We start from the raw sequence: 13,975 nt of genomic DNA, 5'->3' as shown, positions 1-13,975 counted from the left end.
TTGTTCGATCCGAGAATAGATGTACACTGACGAGATATGGCCTCAAATTAGTTCGCTCCTGACAGATGTCCATTTTATGGCTTGGTTATTATAATCAGCTTTTATTAAGACGATTTGCTTTTTTAATTTGCTTGGAAGAAACAAGACGAAATACTACCGAAGAACAAATGGCTGCACCACCAATCCAGTACAGAGAAGTATATGGCTTGTACTCCCCTTCTGAGTTATTATTGGCAGTATGTGCAAGTTGACCCATGACATTTACAGCCAAATTTAGAATAACCAAACCCACTCCTGAGCCTAAAGTCACGTTGGATGCTGCTCGATTTTTCAAGGATTTTTTCAGACACAGGTTAATCTCGGGATCATCCCATTCATAGCTATTGACATCAAATCCATTACTAAGAAGGTATTTATTTTTAGATTTAGAGTATGGGGTTTTTTCTTTTTCGAGCCTAAGGATTGTATTTTCTGCACGCTTGTCGTTTTGTGCCTGAGCTTTTTGTACCAACCAAAGGAACATGAAAAGGAGGATAAGTTTGGTTTGTTGTTGCATGAGTTAAGGCATGGTTTTGTTTTAATACTACTAAGTCAACCAAAAAAACAACTCCCCCTAAGCAACGCAATAAATCATAAGACTGGCACCAAAAATATTAGTTATTTACCATAGTCAAAATACAGCTTTTTCTTCCCCTTCTTAGAATACTCAAACCATTCTCCTACTTCTTTACCTAACCTGTAGTTTCCCGAAAAATTGATTCGCCCATCTCCATCAAAAAACTCCCAGTAGCCTTCTTCCTTTCCGTCTTTGTATTTTCCTTTTTGAAAAAGAATTCCATCTTCAGTAAAAACCTGCCACATACCGTCTGGCATTCCCAGATTATATGACCCTTTGCTTTTCAAATTCCCATTTTCATGAAAGGAAATCCATTCTCCAGCATACAATCCCATTTTGTAAATCCCTTTTCTTTTGAGTTGGTCAGATTCGTAGTAATAAGAAGCACTATCCTCAAGAAGACCATCGCGCCAGTTTTCTTTGCTCTTCAAATTACCATTTTCATAAAAAGTAGTCGATATTCCAGTTAGCTCTCCTTCTAAATAATTCTCTATAGCGTTGACTTCCCCTGACGGGTAATAATAAGTCCATTGACCAGATTTCTCGTTTTCATTGAGAATGCCTTCCGATTTTAAGATGCCATTCGGGTAAAATATCTGCGTTTTATCTTGAGCCCAAAGTTGCTTGGTGTTAACTGAACAAAAACAGATAAGCAGTAAAAGGTATTTTTTAAAATCCATAAGTATGTATACGGGTGTTTTCTGAATAATATCAATTATTAATCAATTTTACCTCCAATCAGACGCAACGGTTCAAATTAATTCAAACAGTGCTTTATATCCATTCAAAAATATATTAAAATTGGCGTTGAGAAATTCATAAAACACAAACTATGATCAACTATAAACAAACCATCAACCTTTGCTTTGCTATTGCGTTGACTGTTTTCATTTGTTCTTGCGGAGGAAATTCTAAAAAAGTTACCGCTGAAATTGAAGCTGAAGCTTTTGAAGAAGCCGAAAACCAGCTTATCCAAGAAATTGACAAAGTGGTACATGACATGCCACCACCATCAGAAGTTCCTTACTTGCTTCAAGCTACCGGATCTGATTTCAATGCAGATTTGATCAACGACTTGAACAACGTAACTAAATACGAAAATTCTACTGACAAAGCTGCCATGAACCTTGGGGCTTACGCGACTGACATTGGATATCTGTCTGCTTATGATCAGGTGCAAGATGCCTTGAAGTACATGGAGACTTGCCAAAAGCTTGCCGACCAAATTGGAATTGCATCTGCTTTCGAATTAGAGTTGATGGAGAGATTTGAAAGAAATCTTGGCAACAGAGACTCCCTAGCTAATTTAATAAACTATGCAATGGATGTTGCTGAAGAAAAATTAGAAGCAACGGATAGACTGCAAACTATCGCCTTGGTACTTTCAGGTAGCTATATCGAAGGATTATACCTTTCAGTAATGGTTATCGACACTTATCCAGAAGATTTACTTCCTGAAGCAAGTAGAAATTTGATCTTAGAGCCATTGGTTAAAATCATTATTGACCAAAAAGAACCTCTAAATGATGTGGTGAGACTATTGAAAGACTTAAAAAGCGATGACACCATAGCAGAAGTAGTTGCTGAATTTGATATCCTTAGAGTACTTTATCAAGAAGACCTTGCAGAGATAGATAAGAAAATCGCTGAAGGTGACCCTAACTTTATGTTGAATAAAGATATGTTAGTTGATATCATCTCAGAAGTAAAGAGAATTAGATCCGAAATGGTGAAATAACAAACCATACTTTGGGTCCAAAAAGCATTGAATGTATTGTTCAATGCTTTTTTTATTTCTGCCCCAATTTGACCTATATTTAAAGATCAATTCCATCCGTAAATCTCAATCTAAACTATGAGTGAGCAACTGTTAAAAGCCATCATCCATCTACTTGCAATTGTAGCCAAAGAAGATGATGTAACTGAGGACGAAAGAAGTGCCATTGAAGACTTCCTACTTGAGAACTTGAGCAAAGACGAAAGTCTTAAATACATGCAATTGTTCGATCAATTAACCAGCCATATGTCTGGTGATCGCGAGGTTTCGTTTGGCGAGCAGAAAGAGATTACCATCCTCGCCAAGCAGGTCAATCAGGAACTCACTCAGCAACAAAAAATTGTTGTCATCCTCAAAGTTCTAGAGGTGATCATGGCTGACGGTGAGATTTCGGACAGAGAATTGGAACTACTACATTTGATCGGTGAGTCGTTTAATTTCTCCACTAAAGCCGTAGATCATATCAAGTCATTTGTGATCACAAAAGAACGTTCCCAGCTGAGTGCGGATAATATTCTGATCGTAGATGACAGCCAGGGTGCCGGACCAAATACGGCAGCCAAACACCTGAAAAGAGCGTTCCTTTCTGGATACATAGCCTTCTTCAGACTTCCTGCTCTTGAGATGTATTTCATGAAATACATGGGTGACTCTGCGCTTACATTAAATGGAGTTCATGTTAGAAAAAATAAGATCATTGTATTCTCATCAGGGAGTACGATTCGAAGCTCAAAAATAGATCCCATATACTATAGTGATGTTGTATCTGAGTTTAGAGAGGAAGGATCAGATTCCAAAATTTCCTTTGTTGCTGAAAATATTGGCTTCACCTTTCCCAATGGTCACGAAGGATTACGAGACATAACCATAGCAGAAAGCTCTGGAAAACTTGTCGGCCTTATGGGAGGTAGTGGTGCCGGAAAATCCACATTACTTAATGTATTGAATGGGAATGAAACACCATCTCAAGGCACTGTCCGAATCAATGGCATTGATATCAATAAAGAAAAGAGCAAAGTCGAAGGAGTAATTGGTTATGTCCCTCAGGATGATCTTTTGATTGAAGAACTTACTGTTTCTGAAAACCTCTATTATGCAGCCAAGCTTTGCTTTGCTGACATGAGCAATGAAGAATTGCATGAGTTGGTTGATAAAACGCTTTCAGCACTGGGACTGAATGAGACGCGTCATCTCAAGGTAGGATCGCCTCTTCAAAAAACAATTAGTGGAGGTCAAAGAAAAAGAGTAAACATTGGACTCGAATTGCTTCGAGAACCATCCGTACTCTTCGTTGATGAACCAACTTCAGGCCTATCTTCCAGAGATTCAGAAAACATCATGGATCTTCTGAAAGAACTTTCTCTGAAAGGGAAAATGGTTTTCGTGGTTATCCATCAGCCATCCTCGGAGATTTTCAAAATGTTTGACAAGCTCGTCATTCTTGACGTCGGTGGGTATCAAATTTATTATGGCAATCCAGTAGAAGCTGTCATATACTTTAAGAACATTGTTGATCTGATAGATAAAGACGCTGGGTCCTGTATTGAATGTGGAAATGTAAATTCTGAGCAAATATTCAATATCATCGAAACCAAAGTGGTAGATGAATATGGCAAGCTCACTGATCAAAGAAAAATATCCCCACAGGACTGGAATAATTACTTCACAGAAAGAGTAACAATAAAGCCGGCAGATGAGTCCGAAGATCAACCGGAAAAAACGCTTAAAATCCCTAACAGGATTAAGCAGTTGATGATTTTTGCGAATCGTGACATAGCTTCTAAAATCAGCAATAAGCAGTATTTAGCGATCAACCTACTTGAAGCTCCACTACTCGCTGTTATTCTGGCATTCATAATCAGGTATACACCTGAGGGCTCAAACGATTACATTTTTAGGGAGAACCCTAATATTCCGGCCTTTTTCTTTATGGCGATCATCGTAGCGCTATTTATGGGGCTAACAGTGAGTGCAGAAGAGATTTTTAAAGACAGGAAAATCCTTAAGCGAGAATCGTTCCTAAACCTTAGCAGATTCAGTTACCTCGTTTCTAAGATGGCCATTCTATTTGGTCTATCTGCACTACAGACCTTGATGTTCGTGCTAATCGGCGATCTTGTCTTGGGAATTAATGGTATGACCTTCTCCTTTTGGTTGGTGATGTTCAGTGTATCCTGTTTTGCCAATATTATGGGACTCAATATATCTTCAGCCTTCAACTCGGCTGTCACGATATATATTTTGATTCCACTGCTCATTATTCCTCAGCTCATATTGAGTGGAGTTGTAGTCAACTTCGACAAGCTTCACCCTTGGTTGAGCAATTCTAAAAAAGTGCCAATCATTGGAGAACTCATGGCTTCAAAATGGGGTTATGAAGCACTTGCCGTGACTCAATTTAAAGACAATGAGTTTGAAAGGAATTTCTTTGAGTATGACCAGACCATTGCCAACTCTGAGTTCAAAAGCGTTTACTATTATTCAGCCATAGAAGCTAATCTTGACTATGTTCATTCTAATTTCGGTTCAGAGGAAAGTGAAAAAAAGCAAAAAGTAACTGAGAAGTTAAAGCTTATTCAAAAAGAGCTTTCGAAGGAAATGGAATTGGGAGGAATTCCAAGAGATAAGTTCAAAGCCTTAGAAAACCTTACACCCGGCAAGTTTGACAAGGCCACTTTTGATGAAACTGAAAAGTTCATCAAAATCATGAGAAAGATTTACAACAACCGTCTAAAGAAGGCCACAGAAGAGCGTGATAAGCTTACAAAGACGATGACAGACTCTGAAGAGAAGTTGGAAGCTTTTGCTCAGCTTAGAAAAGACAATGAGAATGAGGCCATCGTGTTTTTTCTAAAAAATAGCACCGCTGAAAACCGGTTATTAGAAACCAAAAAGGAATTGATCCAGAAGATCTACCCTATTTATAATGTACCAGTTCCTCATCATGCACTGGATATTAGGTCTCATTTTTATGCTCCTCAGAAGCATTTCATGGGCAACTATTATGACACGTTGTATTTTAATGTTGTAGTCATTTGGTTGATGTCAGTATTGCTTGTAGTGTCACTTTATTTTGACTGGTTTAGAAAAGTCGTTAACAGTTTCGGTAAATAAGAGTAACTGATGTTCTTTGTTCTGTCCAAGATTGCTTATTGGCTAGTAATGCCTACCAGTCTTGTTGCTTGGCTGATTATTGCCTCTATATTCATTAAAAGGGATAGACACAAAAAAATACTGAGAGGACTAGCTTTTGGACTTTTTATATTCTTCACCAATCCATTTATAGCCACTGTTGTGATTAATTCATGGGAGCCAAATGCCATACAGTATGATCAAGTAGAGCGCACCTATTCATATGGTATTGTGCTTTCAGGTATTACTAACCCAAATAGGCCTCCTTTTGATCGAGTGCAGTTCAACAAAGGAGCTGATCGCATTGTGCATGCCATTGACCTTTACAAGAAGGGAATAATTGAAAAGATTATGATCACAGGAGGCAGTGGGACACTGACTTTTGAAGGTAACAAAGAAGCTCATGCTATGAGGGATTTTCTTTTAAATTTTGGCGTTCCGCAAGCTGACATTCTCATAGAGGACAAAGCAAGAAACACTAGAGAAAATGCGCTTTTCACTAAAGAACTATTTACCAACCCATCAAGTAAAGTGGTATTAATCACTTCGGCCTTTCATATGTATAGAGCAAAAAAGTGTTTTGAGAAAGTAGGAATGGATGTCATGTCATTCCCTACTGACCATTATGGTCGTGAACTATATTACACACCAGACGATACGCTTATTCCCTCTATATATGGATTGAAGATCTGGACTATTCTATTTAAAGAATGGATTGGAATTATAGCTTACAAGGTTGCTGGTTACCTTTAGGTAACTGCCACTTTCCTTACAATTCTGGAGAACAGTGTAGGAAAAAAACGTTTTACATAAATTCCAAACACCTCCTTCAATCCTCCTATATAGCTTTCTTCTTTTTGAGCGGCAATACTTTTGAGCATCTTAACTACCAACTGGTCCACAGTTAATCCATTGGCTTGAGCTTTATCCAGCGTATTTTGCTTTGAGCCATCACCCATAAGTGCATTGTAAGATATTTTCGTATTGACATACCCTGGCAATATCAATGTTACCCTTATCCCATCTTCAAAATGCTCTGCACGTAAGCAATCAAAAAAACCATGAACAGCATGTTTAGAGGCTGAATAGCCAGCTCTCAATGGGGAATATAGAATTCCGACAGCACTTGTCACAGCTATATGGTGGCCAAATCCCCTCTCAACCATTCCCGGGAGAACATATTTTGATAAAGCAATTGTTCCAAAATAGTTGACCTCCATGATCTGGCGCTGTACCTCCATGGAAGTATTAATCACTTTGTCACGTTGACTGATACCTCCATTATTGAAGAGCATATCAACACCACCAAAGAAAGCCTCAGCCTCCTTCGCCTTTTGTTCCAGAGATGGTCCATCAGCCAAATCAAGTGCTAGTATTTCAATTGTCGCTCCCTGCTGATTTTCTGATTTCACACGTTCTAATTCTTCCACTCGACGAGCTGAAATCACAATGTTACATTTCACTTTGCTCAAGTGCTGTACCAACCCCTCACCTATGCCACTTGAGGCCCCTGTGATCCAGATATTTCTATTTTCGAAGTATTTCAATTTTTTATCTTTTCGTATTTTACAAAATCAAATGCATATTGATGACGGTCATCTGCTGGATGATGAATTCTAGACACTTCCTTCCAATTACCTTTCATCTCCGGAAAAAACACTTCTCCATTTTCAATATGAGCATCTATTTCTGTCAGGTAAATCATATCCGCTTGCTCCATGGCCATTTGATAAATTTGCCCACCTCCTATTACAAACAACTCTTGTTCTCCCTGCTCTTCAGCAAAAGCATAGGCATCCTTGATCTCATTATACACTTCACAGTCAGCCACATCAAACCCCTGTTGTCGGGTAAGAATAACATTTGTTCGATGGGGTAATGGTTTAAACTTAGGAGGTAATGAATCAAAATTTTTGCGCCCCATGATTACCACATGTCCCTTTGTAGTCTCCATAAAATACTTCATGTCGTTTGGCAAATGCCATGGCAAATCATTATTAATTCCAATGACCCGGTTTTTAGTCATAGCCGCTATCAATGATATCTTCATTTCAGTCAAATTTAAACCCTCTTAATAAATCATCCACTGGCATGCGTTTTTTTCCTTCCATTTGAAGATCAATCAAATCTAGCCATCCATCATTTGTTTTCACCGACACGTAAGTTTTATTATCCGTTTCAAACTCACCCACCGCTTTATTACGCTCTCTATCAGAAGACTGTACTTTATACACTTTGAATTTCTTCCCTCCTAGTGTAGTCCATGCGGCTGGATAGGGAGACAATCCTCGAACAAAATTCCTGATCTTTTCACTTTCTTTGGCCCAGTTTATTTCACAAGTTTCTTTATGAATTTTTGGCGCTGACTTCAAATCATCTGACTCGATTTGCGGCTTCAACTGAACGTCTCCTGCTTCTATTGTCTTTACTGTTTTAAGCACCAAATCAGCCCCTTTATGCATCAATCTATCGTAAACATCTCCAACAGTATCTTCCGAACCAATGGTTTCTTTTTCTTGAAGGATGATACTACCCGTATCAATTTCGTGCTTGAGGAAGAAGGTGGTAACACCTGTCTCTTTTTCACCATTCATGATGGCCCAGTTGATTGGTGCTGCACCACGGTACTGTGGAAGAAGAGATCCATGCAAGTTGAAAGTTCCGCCTATTGGCATATTCCAAACTACCTCTGGAAGCATTCTGAACGCTACAACTACCTGTAGGTCAGCCTTCAATGCTCGCAATTCAGATAGAAAATCTTCAGACTTAAGATTGGTAGGCTGCAGCACTTGCAGTCCTACATTTTCCGCATACTCTTTGACAGGTGTACCTTGAAGTTTTTTACCTCGACCTTTTGGTTTATCTGGAGCGGTAATTACTCCGACAATGTCGCAGCCATTTTCATGTAAAATCTGAAGACTAGGCACCGCAAACTCAGGAGTACCCATAAAAACTATACGCATATACTCTCGCTTAATTGTTGGTTCGAAATTACGTGGATTAGCGGAGAGATTCTATTTTCAGCTGTACTAAATACTATTGTTTCTTTTGATCCGACTGCTTAGACCAATTTTTGGATTGGTGATGAACTGAACAATCACATTGACCCATGATTTGTGAACAAAAAGATTGTCGTAAAAGCTTGGTGCTGTTTCTTTTAGTTTCGGTAAGCGTGTACCCGGAATATTGGGGAAATCATGGTGCTCATTGTGATACCCTACGTTCAGCGCAAACACATTCAACCAACCATAATAGCTATAAGTCTCCTGCCCTTCTTTAAACACATAATGCTCGGCAATAAAATGAGCCGCCAAAGGGTGTAAACTTCCAGCAAGAAAAATAGAAAGCAACAAGTACACTATGGCTCCAGTCCCAACGAAATAACCATAAATTCCTATAGCACCCAGCTGAAAAATGATATTATAAATGTGCCACTTTTCCAATTTGATCGGGTGAACGAACATTGGACGAAAAGCATAAAACAATATCTGATTGGTAGCCCAAAGAATTTTACCCAAGAAGCCTCTAAACACTTTGGCTTCTATCTGTGTAGGTAAGTCAGTATCGTTGTGTTCATCTCCCTGTTCCCAATGATGCTTCAAGTGATAAGTTTTAAATGAAATAGCATAGGGAACAACAATCGGAATATTCGCAATTAATGCCAACCAATTGTTTAGCACTTTCTTTTTGAATGCCAAATCATGACTCAATTCATGTATGGCTAAAAATATCGTATGGCTCACAGAAGCGCCAAATACATAAGCGATAGGTAGATACCAGTACCAAGCGAGTTCGGCAATAAATGGCGCAGAAACCAACTGAAAAATGACCAATCCAAGAATTTTAAACTTCAATCCTTTGTCGATTCCATAGAGCTCTTTCACCTCAGGATGCTGAGCAAGAATTTCCTTTCTTCTTTTGAAGTGTGGCTCTCTTTCGTCCGACCAGTAAAATCCTTTTTTCTTTTCCAATGTGCTACGGTTTAATGAACTGCAAAGATAAGGTTGTTTTTACTTCTTAAAAATAAAGACCTTCTAATATTCATGATAATGGTCATGGAACGGGGTCATAACCACTAGACCCCCAAGGATGGCACTTCGCTATTCTTTTTATTCCAAGAATTAATCCTTTTCCTACTCCATGTTTTTCTATAGCTTCTTTGGCATACTGAGAACACGTAGGTGAAAATCTACAAGAAGATGGGAAAAGCGGAGATATGCTATATTGGTAGATCCAGATGGGGAAAAGAAAAAGCTTTTTAAAAATAGTTTTCATATCAACCTTCCTGACGATTGTATATATCGTTGAGTTTGATGAGATCTTCTTCCGGTATATCTCGACGATTTAATGCGGAAAATAAATCACTCCGGGAGTTAATTTCATATTTGGCAAGTACATCATCGTTTTTCCATTTCTTTTTCAAATTTCTTGAATAAAGAAATATACCAACCTGCAAGGCCGCAGCTACTAACAACAAAATAATAATTAAAGTCATACCAATTTCTTTTGGTATTATACTGATTTAGTCCACGCCGAGTTCCGGGTGCTTACCTGGAATCCCAACAAACTTCCTTCTCATCATCTCCACTTCTTCTTCCATTTTATTAGTGGGATAAAAAGGCTCCATAAACTCAACCTCTCTTTTTTGGAAATTAAAACTGCAAGGCACTATCGGAACGTTGGCAGCCATAGCAATGCGGTGAAATCCAGTTTTCCAATCTTTCACTTTGGATCGTGTGCCTTCAGGCGTAATAGCCAATCTCATCACTTCTCGCTCGTTAAAAATCTTAACTACCTGATCGATTAAACTATTCGCTCTTCTTCCTCTATCTACTGGTATCCCGCCCATGCTTGTAAGCAACCAGCCCAAGGGAGGAAATTTGTACAATTCCTTTTTGACCAAAAAAGAAGACCGTAAATTTTTAATAGGACGAACCACCACACCAATGAAGAAATCCCAATTGCTCGTATGTGGTGCAATAGCGATCACACATTTTTTTATGTTAGTTGGAATATCACCTACGATTTTCCAACCAAGGATCTTAATAAAAATGAGTGTAAATAATAGTTTCAGCATCAAAGAGAATTATGAGGCTACCACTCCCATTTTACCAAATTTGTCAATTCGCTGACTAATTCTATCTTCCGGAGATATTTTCTCTAATTCATTTAAGCTGGATATAAGCGTTTTTTTAAGCTCTTTAGCAGCAGTTGTAGTGTCTATGTGTGCTCCTCCAACTGGCTCTTTTATAACTCCATCTACCATGCCATTGGCAAGCATGTCTTTAGCTGTAGGCTTAAGAGCCTCAGCCGCTTGTTCCTTATAATCCCAACTTCTCCAAAGAATTGTAGAACAGTTTTCAGGTGAGATCACTGAATACCATGCATTTTCCATCATCAATACCCTATCTCCAATGCCAATTCCAAGTGCTCCACCAGAAGCACCTTCACCAATAATCACGCAGATAACAGGTACTTTAAGCATAAACATCTCTTTGAGATTTCTTGCGATGGCTTCTCCCTGTCCTCTCTCTTCCGCTTCCAGTCCAGGAAACGCACCAGGCGTATCGATAAGGCAAACAATCGGCTTGTTGAATTTTTCAGCCATCTTCATCAGACGTAATGCCTTTCTATAGCCCTCAGGGTTTGCCATACCAAAGTTTCTAATTTGACGCTGTTTGGTATTTCTTCCTTTCTGTTGACCTATGATCATTACGGTCTGCCCATCCAAAGAAGCAAATCCACCGACCATGGCTTTATCATCTTTAACAGTTCTATCACCATGAATTTCAATAAACTCATCAGTTATTTCATAAATGTAATCAAGCGTGTATGGCCTTTCAGGATGACGAGACAACTGAACGCGCTGCCAACGAGTGAGATTCTCGAAGGTGTCTTTTTTCAGTTTTTTAATTTTCTTTTCTAAAGTTTTAACTGCTTCATTTACATCTACATCGTTATTTGATGCGAGCATCTTCATATCAGCCAACTTTTCTTCAAGCTCAGCTATGGGCTTTTCAAATTCTAATAGCATAGATTAATGATGAAATTTGAGACGCAAACCTAAAAATAAATTCCTAATTGAAGGCCAGGAAAAAATACTTTATATCTGCAGATTCTAAAACAAATGTGTGAGAATCACATCAATGATACCAAAGCGAATGCCTTCTTCTTATGTGTTTTCTGAAATTCATAACAAAAGCCAACATCAGATATACTAATACTGGCGACCCAAAGGTGAGGAAAGAGGTATATATAAAGAATAACCTAATACTAGAGGATGGAATTCTTAGCTTCTCTCCTAGTCTTGTACAAACCCCAAAAGCATATTTCTCAAAAAAATCCTGTATTCCTTTCATAACCCTGCAAAATTAACGTAAAACGTCGAATTTATTTGTCTTCTATTAGTTTAGGATATATTTATTTTTTCCGTATTATTGCAATTATTCCGAAAATAAGTACAAAAAGTTATATCAATTTTAATAAAACAATTATTCAAATGAGAAAATCGAATATTGTAATAGCCTTTTTCGTAGGCTTAACAATGTTATCAGGCTGTAGTGCTCTGAACAACATGGTAAAGCTTGCTGCCACCCAGCAAGTAGATGTAGTACCTAGTCCACTTGAATTACATGGCGACTCTGTGAATTTTGAGATGTCTGTGGTATTACCAGCAAAAATGCTCCCACAAAATTATGTATACAATCTAACTACTTACTACAAGTCTGGAGATAGCGAAGTTGAAGTAGGCAAAATGGTATTTGATGCAGCGGACTTCCCTGACAGCAAGACTACTACTTCAAGACAAAGTGCTTCTTATGGTTTTCTTTACGACCCAGCGACTAGCCAAGGAACTTTAGAAGTACAAGGAGTAGCTGTAGACAAAAACGCAAAAACAAAAGAAGCTGCAAGAATTGAAGTAGCTAAAGGAATCATCACTACCTCTCAATTGGTTGAGGATGAGTTCTATAGCGCGTATGCTTTCCACGGTTATAATGACCAAGAAGAGCTAGAGCCAACAAATGTTGATCTATTCTTCGATCAAGGAAGCTCAGTATTGAGAAGCTCTGAGACTAGAAGTGCAAAAGGCAAAGAATTTTCTGCCTTCATCGCAGACAAAAACGTGACTAAAACAGTTACAATTACTGGTACTCACTCTCCTGAAGGTACTGAAACTATCAACTCTGGATTGTCTGAAGCAAGAGCTAAGTCTATCGAAAGATACTACAGACAGCAAATGAGAAGATACGACTATAAGGACATGGCTGATTCTATCAACTTCATCCTTAAGCCTGTAGTTGAAGATTGGACAGCATTCAAAGATGCTTTGAGCGCATACGAAGGCGTTTCAGATGCACAGAAGTCTGAAATCTTGAAAGTTGTAAATGGATCAGGAGTTTTTGAAGACAAAGAAAAAGCTTTACAGAAGTTAGATTCATATAAAGCAATCTTTAAAGATATCTATCCTGGATTGAGAGCTGCAAAGACTGAAGTTCTTACTGTAAAAGAAAAGAAAACAAATGCTGAAATTGCTGTATTGGCAAAGCAAGTAGCTGAAGGTACTGCTAGTGCAGATACTCTTTCAAGTGAAGAATTGATGTTTGCGGCAACTTTGACTCCTTCTTTGACTGAAAGAGAAGCGATTTTCAAAGCATCTACTAAGAAAGATGGTAGCTGGCAATCACACAACAACTTAGGAGCTGTGTACCTAGAAATGGCAATTGCTGCTGAAGGTGACGAAAGAACTTCTAAAGTTGAAATGGCTATTACTCAATTGGAAATTGCTGCTAACAAAAATAACGCTGCTGAAGTACTAGCAAACATGGCTACTGCTTATGCTCTACAAGGAGACAAAGCTCAAGCTTACGACGCTGTAGTGGCAGGATTAGAAAAAGGTCCATCTGCTGATCATGCTGCCGGCATGAATGCAGTTAAAGGTTCTTTGGAAATCAAAAGAGGCGAGTATGATGCTGCTTTCGAATCATTGAAAACAGCTAACGAATCTACTACAGTAGCTTTCAACAGAGGCTTAGCTCTACTGCTAAACAAAGATTTTGAAAATGCTGTAACAGGTTTTGGTAATGCTTCTGAGCAAGATGCTGAATTCGCTAAAGCTTACTATGCATCTGCAATTGCTTCTGCAAGACTTAGAAACGATGCTGACATGCTAGCTAGCTTGAAAATGGCTATCGAAAAAGATCCTGAATTGAAAGAAAAGGCATTGAACGACCTTGAATTTTCAAACTATGCTTCTCAAGTAGCTGAAGCATTGCAATAGAAAATAGAATCATTTGAATGGAAAGTCTCACTTCTTCAATGAAGTGAGACTTTTTTTTTGTTTTATCCCTACCCTATTTATCGCTGTTTGATTGCGTTATTGAGGCCGTTGTAATAATTTAGCGGTCTTGAAATTCTTTAGATAGATTTTCTATACTTGTTCAAGAACGACG

Annotated in this window: 15 protein-coding genes; 4 read left to right on the top strand and 11 right to left on the bottom strand. The window is 38.4% G+C overall.

Annotation, left to right across the window (positions count from 1 at the left end; all coding sequences use genetic code 11):
• Nucleotides 1-94: 94 nt before the first annotated feature.
• On the bottom strand, nt 95-556 hold the full coding sequence (locus tag ACOQO5_RS08090) for a hypothetical protein (protein ID WP_420581184.1): 462 nt from the start codon (nt 554-556) through the stop codon (nt 95-97).
• A gap of 101 nt (nt 557-657) precedes the next feature.
• The gene (locus ACOQO5_RS08085; protein ID WP_420581183.1) at nt 658-1,296 is read right to left on the bottom strand and encodes a toxin-antitoxin system YwqK family antitoxin; all 639 of its coding nucleotides are present in this window, start codon (nt 1,294-1,296) and stop codon (nt 658-660) included.
• 152 nt (nt 1,297-1,448) lie between these two features.
• Between ACOQO5_RS08085 and ACOQO5_RS08080 the strand changes: the two genes are divergently transcribed.
• From ACOQO5_RS08080 to ACOQO5_RS08070, 3 genes are all read left to right on the top strand, one after another.
• Nucleotides 1,449-2,354, top strand: a complete 906-nt coding sequence (locus ACOQO5_RS08080; RefSeq protein WP_420581182.1) for a hypothetical protein — start codon at nt 1,449-1,451, stop codon at nt 2,352-2,354.
• 117 nt (nt 2,355-2,471) lie between these two features.
• On the top strand, nt 2,472-5,507 hold the full coding sequence (locus ACOQO5_RS08075) for an ATP-binding cassette domain-containing protein (RefSeq protein WP_420581181.1): 3,036 nt from the start codon (nt 2,472-2,474) through the stop codon (nt 5,505-5,507).
• Nucleotides 5,508-5,555: 48 nt separating this feature from the next.
• A complete protein-coding gene (locus ACOQO5_RS08070; protein WP_420581180.1) occupies nt 5,556-6,278 on the top strand; it encodes a YdcF family protein in 723 nt (240 codons plus the stop codon).
• Here ACOQO5_RS08070 and ACOQO5_RS08065 read toward each other — a convergent pair.
• From ACOQO5_RS08065 to ACOQO5_RS08025, 9 genes are all read right to left on the bottom strand, one after another.
• Nucleotides 6,275-7,072, bottom strand: a complete 798-nt coding sequence (locus ACOQO5_RS08065; protein WP_420581179.1) for an SDR family NAD(P)-dependent oxidoreductase — start codon at nt 7,070-7,072, stop codon at nt 6,275-6,277. The two genes, ACOQO5_RS08070 and ACOQO5_RS08065, sit on opposite strands and share 4 nt — an antisense overlap.
• A complete protein-coding gene (locus ACOQO5_RS08060; protein ID WP_420581178.1) occupies nt 7,069-7,575 on the bottom strand; it encodes a dihydrofolate reductase in 507 nt (168 codons plus the stop codon). The genes ACOQO5_RS08065 and ACOQO5_RS08060 overlap by 4 nt, the downstream gene beginning before the upstream one ends.
• A gap of 1 nt (nt 7,576) precedes the next feature.
• Nucleotides 7,577-8,488 (bottom strand): methionyl-tRNA formyltransferase, encoded by a 912-nt coding sequence (gene fmt, locus ACOQO5_RS08055; protein ID WP_420581177.1) that lies wholly within the window; start codon nt 8,486-8,488, stop codon nt 7,577-7,579.
• A 66-nt stretch (nt 8,489-8,554) separates the two neighbouring features.
• Nucleotides 8,555-9,496 (bottom strand): fatty acid desaturase, encoded by a 942-nt coding sequence (locus ACOQO5_RS08050; RefSeq protein WP_420581176.1) that lies wholly within the window; start codon nt 9,494-9,496, stop codon nt 8,555-8,557.
• Between the two features lie 82 nt (nt 9,497-9,578).
• Complete coding sequence (yidD, locus tag ACOQO5_RS08045) at nt 9,579-9,800, bottom strand: membrane protein insertion efficiency factor YidD (RefSeq protein WP_420581175.1); 222 nt, start codon at nt 9,798-9,800, stop codon at nt 9,579-9,581.
• A gap of 1 nt (nt 9,801) precedes the next feature.
• Entirely contained in the window at nt 9,802-10,020 is a 219-nt protein-coding gene (locus tag ACOQO5_RS08040; RefSeq protein ID WP_420581174.1) for a hypothetical protein, read from the bottom strand.
• 27 nt (nt 10,021-10,047) lie between these two features.
• Nucleotides 10,048-10,602 carry a 1-acyl-sn-glycerol-3-phosphate acyltransferase gene (locus ACOQO5_RS08035; protein WP_420581173.1) on the bottom strand — a complete coding sequence of 185 codons (555 nt, stop codon included), beginning with the start codon at nt 10,600-10,602 and terminating at the stop codon, nt 10,048-10,050.
• Between the two features lie 9 nt (nt 10,603-10,611).
• Nucleotides 10,612-11,559 (bottom strand): acetyl-CoA carboxylase carboxyltransferase subunit alpha, encoded by a 948-nt coding sequence (locus ACOQO5_RS08030; protein ID WP_420581172.1) that lies wholly within the window; start codon nt 11,557-11,559, stop codon nt 10,612-10,614.
• A gap of 109 nt (nt 11,560-11,668) precedes the next feature.
• The gene (locus tag ACOQO5_RS08025) at nt 11,669-11,884 is read right to left on the bottom strand and encodes a PspC domain-containing protein (RefSeq protein WP_420581171.1); all 216 of its coding nucleotides are present in this window, start codon (nt 11,882-11,884) and stop codon (nt 11,669-11,671) included.
• A gap of 140 nt (nt 11,885-12,024) precedes the next feature.
• Between ACOQO5_RS08025 and ACOQO5_RS08020 the strand changes: the two genes are divergently transcribed.
• Complete coding sequence (locus tag ACOQO5_RS08020; RefSeq protein WP_420581170.1) at nt 12,025-13,803, top strand: hypothetical protein; 1,779 nt, start codon at nt 12,025-12,027, stop codon at nt 13,801-13,803.
• Nucleotides 13,804-13,975: the final 172 nt, after the last annotated feature.

This window comes from Reichenbachiella sp. (assembly GCF_965223055.1).
Classification (GTDB): Bacteria; Bacteroidota; Bacteroidia; order Cytophagales; family Cyclobacteriaceae; genus Reichenbachiella.
Note: the sequence above shows the minus strand (reverse complement) of the source record. Positions and strands in the feature narration are given on the sequence as shown.

Bases quoted from the DNA above. Each gene is read 5' to 3' on its own strand.
- fmt (WP_420581177.1), bottom strand. From the start codon at position 8,488: ATGCGTATAGTTTTTATGGGTACTCCTGAGTTTGCGGTGCCTAGTCTT.
- ACOQO5_RS08025 (WP_420581171.1), bottom strand. From the start codon at position 11,884: ATGAAAGGAATACAGGATTTTTTTGAGAAATATGCTTTTGGGGTTTGT.
- ACOQO5_RS08090 (WP_420581184.1), bottom strand. From the start codon at position 556: ATGCAACAACAAACCAAACTTATCCTCCTTTTCATGTTCCTTTGGTTG.
- ACOQO5_RS08080 (WP_420581182.1), top strand. From the start codon at position 1,449: ATGATCAACTATAAACAAACCATCAACCTTTGCTTTGCTATTGCGTTG.
- ACOQO5_RS08075 (WP_420581181.1), top strand. From the start codon at position 2,472: ATGAGTGAGCAACTGTTAAAAGCCATCATCCATCTACTTGCAATTGTA.
- ACOQO5_RS08085 (WP_420581183.1), bottom strand. From the start codon at position 1,296: ATGGATTTTAAAAAATACCTTTTACTGCTTATCTGTTTTTGTTCAGTT.
- ACOQO5_RS08035 (WP_420581173.1), bottom strand. From the start codon at position 10,602: ATGCTGAAACTATTATTTACACTCATTTTTATTAAGATCCTTGGTTGG.
- ACOQO5_RS08040 (WP_420581174.1), bottom strand. From the start codon at position 10,020: ATGACTTTAATTATTATTTTGTTGTTAGTAGCTGCGGCCTTGCAGGTT.
- ACOQO5_RS08060 (WP_420581178.1), bottom strand. From the start codon at position 7,575: ATGAAGATATCATTGATAGCGGCTATGACTAAAAACCGGGTCATTGGA.
- ACOQO5_RS08030 (WP_420581172.1), bottom strand. From the start codon at position 11,559: ATGCTATTAGAATTTGAAAAGCCCATAGCTGAGCTTGAAGAAAAGTTG.
- ACOQO5_RS08020 (WP_420581170.1), top strand. From the start codon at position 12,025: ATGAGAAAATCGAATATTGTAATAGCCTTTTTCGTAGGCTTAACAATG.
- yidD (WP_420581175.1), bottom strand. From the start codon at position 9,800: ATGAAAACTATTTTTAAAAAGCTTTTTCTTTTCCCCATCTGGATCTAC.
- ACOQO5_RS08070 (WP_420581180.1), top strand. From the start codon at position 5,556: ATGCCTACCAGTCTTGTTGCTTGGCTGATTATTGCCTCTATATTCATT.